3 protein-coding genes are annotated in these 3103 nt (G+C 76.0%); all 3 read right to left on the bottom strand.

Annotation, left to right across the window (positions count from 1 at the left end; all coding sequences use genetic code 11):
* Positions 1 to 835: transcription antitermination factor NusB (locus N798_RS16415; protein WP_035950773.1), on the bottom strand; the 835-nt coding region annotated here is incomplete at its 3' end.
* Complete coding sequence (gene fmt, locus N798_RS16410; protein WP_035950770.1) at positions 835 to 1800, bottom strand: methionyl-tRNA formyltransferase; 966 nt, start codon at positions 1798 to 1800, stop codon at positions 835 to 837. The genes fmt and N798_RS16415, both read right to left, overlap by 1 nt.
* A 61-nt stretch (positions 1801 to 1861) precedes the next feature.
* Positions 1862 to 2917 carry an alpha/beta hydrolase gene (locus N798_RS16405; protein WP_035950767.1) on the bottom strand — a complete coding sequence of 352 codons (1056 nt, stop codon included), beginning with the start codon at positions 2915 to 2917 and terminating at the stop codon, positions 1862 to 1864.
* Positions 2918 to 3103 lie beyond the last annotated feature (186 nt).

The raw sequence follows: 3103 nt of genomic DNA, 5'->3' as shown, positions 1-3103 counted from the left end.
CCTCGTCCTGCACCGCGGCGCGCCGCTCCCGGACCGCGGCGATGGCGCCGGGGTCGCCCGAGCCGAGGACGGCGCCGTGCGGCGACGTCTCGCTCGCCGTGGCCCCGGCGGCGACGAGCTCCTCCACGGAGGCAAGCCCTGGTCGGGCCACGAGGCTCACCTTCGCGGGGGTGTTGTCGCTCTCGAGGAGCGCGCGCAGCTCGGTGTCGACTGTCTCGGCGGTGGCGCGGCCGTGCCCGAGCAGCGCTCCCCGCAGCGCGCTGACGACCCACTCGGGGTGGGAGTACTCGACGGCCAGGGCTGCGGTCGACCCGCCCTCGGGGACGACCTCGGTGACCCACTCCTCGCGGGTCCGCTCGCTCACGCGGCGCATCACGGCGTTGACGAAGCCGCTGGCACCGGCCCCGCTCACGGTGCGCGCGAGGCCGACGGTCTGGTCTGCGGCGGCGTGGGGCGGGACGCGCATCCCGAGCAGCTGGTGGGCGCCGAGCCGCAGGACGTCGAGGACTCCCGCGTCGATCTTCGTCGTCGCCCGGTCGGCCGCGCGCTCGATGACGGCGTCGTAGAACCCCTGCATCCGCAGCGTCCCGAAGGCGAGCTCGGTCGCGAAGGCGGCGTCGCGGGTGTCGAGCCGGTGGCGGCGGAGGATCGACGGCAGCTCGAGGTTGGCGTAGGCACCGTCGGCGACGGCCCGCAGCAGCGTGTAGGCCGCGAACCGCGCGGGCTCGGCGTGCTTCGCCCGGTCGCTCGGCCGCTGGCGCGAGCGCTGCCCGTGGGGGCGTCCGCCGCCGGAGGGACGGCGGCGGGGCTGGGGGCGCTGGTCGGGTGCGGGCATCAGGACAGCGTAGTGGCGCCGGCGAACGCCTCACCCGCGTCGATCCGCACCCCACGGGCCCAGTCGGCGGCGGCCATCGGCTTCTTGCCCTGCGGGCGCACCTCTCCCAGCGTCACCGCGCCCGCGGCGGTGCCGACGTGGACGGCTCGCTTCGTGGCGAGAATCTCCCCCGGCGCGAGCGCAGCCCCGTCCGCGCCGGCGGCGACGGAGGCGTCGGCCAGCGTGATGGGACCGAGCCCGAGGCGCTCGCCCCGGAAGGTCGTCCACGCCCCGGGAGCGGGAGTGCACCCGCGCACGTGGCGGTCGACGGCATACGCGGGGGTGGCCCAGGTGACCTGCGCGTCGGCGGTCGTGAGCTTCGCGGCGTGCGAGACGCCCTCGGCGGGCTGCGGCACGGGCACGAGGTCGCCGGAGGCGAGGCCGTCCATCGTCGCGACGAGCAGCCCGGCGCCGGCGTGCGCAAGGCGGTCGAGCAGGGTGCCCGAGGTGTCGCCGGCGCGGATCGTCTCGGTCATGACGCCGAGGACCGGGCCGGTGTCGAGGCCCTCCTCGATGACGAACGTCGTCGCGCCGGTCGCCTCGTCGCCGGCCATGATCGCGCGCTGCACCGGGGCCGCGCCACGCCAGGCGGGCAGCACCGAGAAGTGGAGGTTGACCCAACCGTGGGTGGGCACGTCGAGGACCTCGCGCGGCAGGAGCGCGCCGTAGGCGACGACGGGGCAGGCGTCCGGCGCGATCTCGCGCAGCCGGGCCTGGAAGTCCGGGTCCTTCGGCGACGTCGGCGTGAGCACCTCGATGCCGCGCTCGAGCGCGACCGCCTTGACCGGAGACGGATGCAGCGTGCGCCCGCGACCGGCGCGTGCGTCGGGCCGCGTGACGACGGCGACGACCTCGTGGTCGGAGCCGAGGAGCGCCTCGAGTGCGGGCACCGCGGTCTCGGGGGTGCCGGCGAAGACCAGCCTCATCGGGTCCGCCAGCGCTCGCTCGTCACGCTGGGCAGTCTACGAAGCCGGTGCCGGCGGCAGGTCAGCGCTCCCCGGCGCGCGTGAGCCGCTCGAGCGCGGCGCGGACCTCCGCGGGGCGCTCGAGGTGCGGCGAGTGCCCGCACCCCTCGAGCCGGGTCTCGGTGAACGTCCCGCCCGCGTCGGCATAGCGCTCGACCACCGCCCGGGTCTGACCCACCATCGGCTGCGGCGGGCAGGCCTCGAGCCCGGGCCAGCCGGGCACGACGCCGAGCTGGCCGAGGTGGGCCATGTCGAAGAGCGAGGTGTCGCTGACGATCGCGTCCGCGGTGCCCCACAGCCACTCGACCGGCGGCTTCGGGTCGAGGTCGACGAGCTCCTCGGCCACCCGGAACCACCGGGGGCTCATGGCGTTGGCGACTCCGCGCGTGCCCGGCCCGACCATCGGCCAGCTCTCGCTGGACACCGAGTCGCCCGGGTAGTGGTCGTCGCCGGTCGCCGTCGTCAGCACCGTGTCCACGAGGGCGTCCTCGTCGTCGCCGAAGACCTCGGGGTCTGCCACGTATGCCGTCCGCATGACGTTGCGTGGGCTCGTCGGCTCGTCGCCGCTGCGGTCGCCGGCATCGATGCGGGCGACGAAGTCGGGGTTGACGGTGCCGCCGCCGGTGCCGGCGAAGTCGTCCGTCGTCGGGGTGCCGTCGAGGTCGCGGGTGCCCCCGAAGCCGTAGGGCGAGAGCGGGGCGGTGAGCAGCAGCCCGGCGACGCGCTCGGGGTGGTCGACGGCATACTGCATCGCCACTCCGCACCCCATCGAGTGGCCGACGACGACGGGTCGGGCCTGCGGACCGAAGACCGCCTCGACGAGCGCCGCGACGTCGTCGGCGAAGTCGCGCAGGGCGCGGGTGGCGTCGACCGGTGCCGGCTCGCTCCCGCCGAACCCGCGCAGGTCGGGGGCGACGACCCGCCACGGTCCGTCCGTGCCGATGTGGTCGCGCACGAACGGCTCCCAGTAGCCGCCCGACGAGCAGTTGCCGTGGAGGAGGAGCACGGGCACGCCGTCCTCCGGCCCCCACGTCCGCACGTGCTGACGAACCCCACCGGCGTCGACGATGTCACCCATGCCCGGACCGTACGCGTCCCGCCGGACGACCGACCATGTGCTCCCGCACCAGCCGGGGTGGGTCCCGGGTGTGGCGCCCGGTCAGCCCGCGGGGTCACGCGGGTCGAGCCGGGCGATGAGCGGCGAGGTGTCCTTGCGCGCCGACCGCCGGGCCCGCATGGCGGCGACCTCCGCGGCGAGCTCGGG

The organism is Knoellia flava TL1 (assembly GCF_000768675.1).
In the GTDB taxonomy this organism is placed as follows: Bacteria; Actinomycetota; Actinomycetes; order Actinomycetales; family Dermatophilaceae; genus Knoellia; species Knoellia flava.
The sequence above is the reverse complement of the archived record's forward strand: the minus strand, read 5'-3'. Positions and strand labels throughout refer to the sequence as shown.

Bases quoted from the DNA above. Each gene is read 5' to 3' on its own strand.
- N798_RS16405 (WP_035950767.1), bottom strand. From the start codon at position 2,917: ATGGGTGACATCGTCGACGCCGGTGGGGTTCGTCAGCACGTGCGGACG.
- fmt (WP_035950770.1), bottom strand. From the start codon at position 1,800: ATGAGGCTGGTCTTCGCCGGCACCCCCGAGACCGCGGTGCCCGCACTC.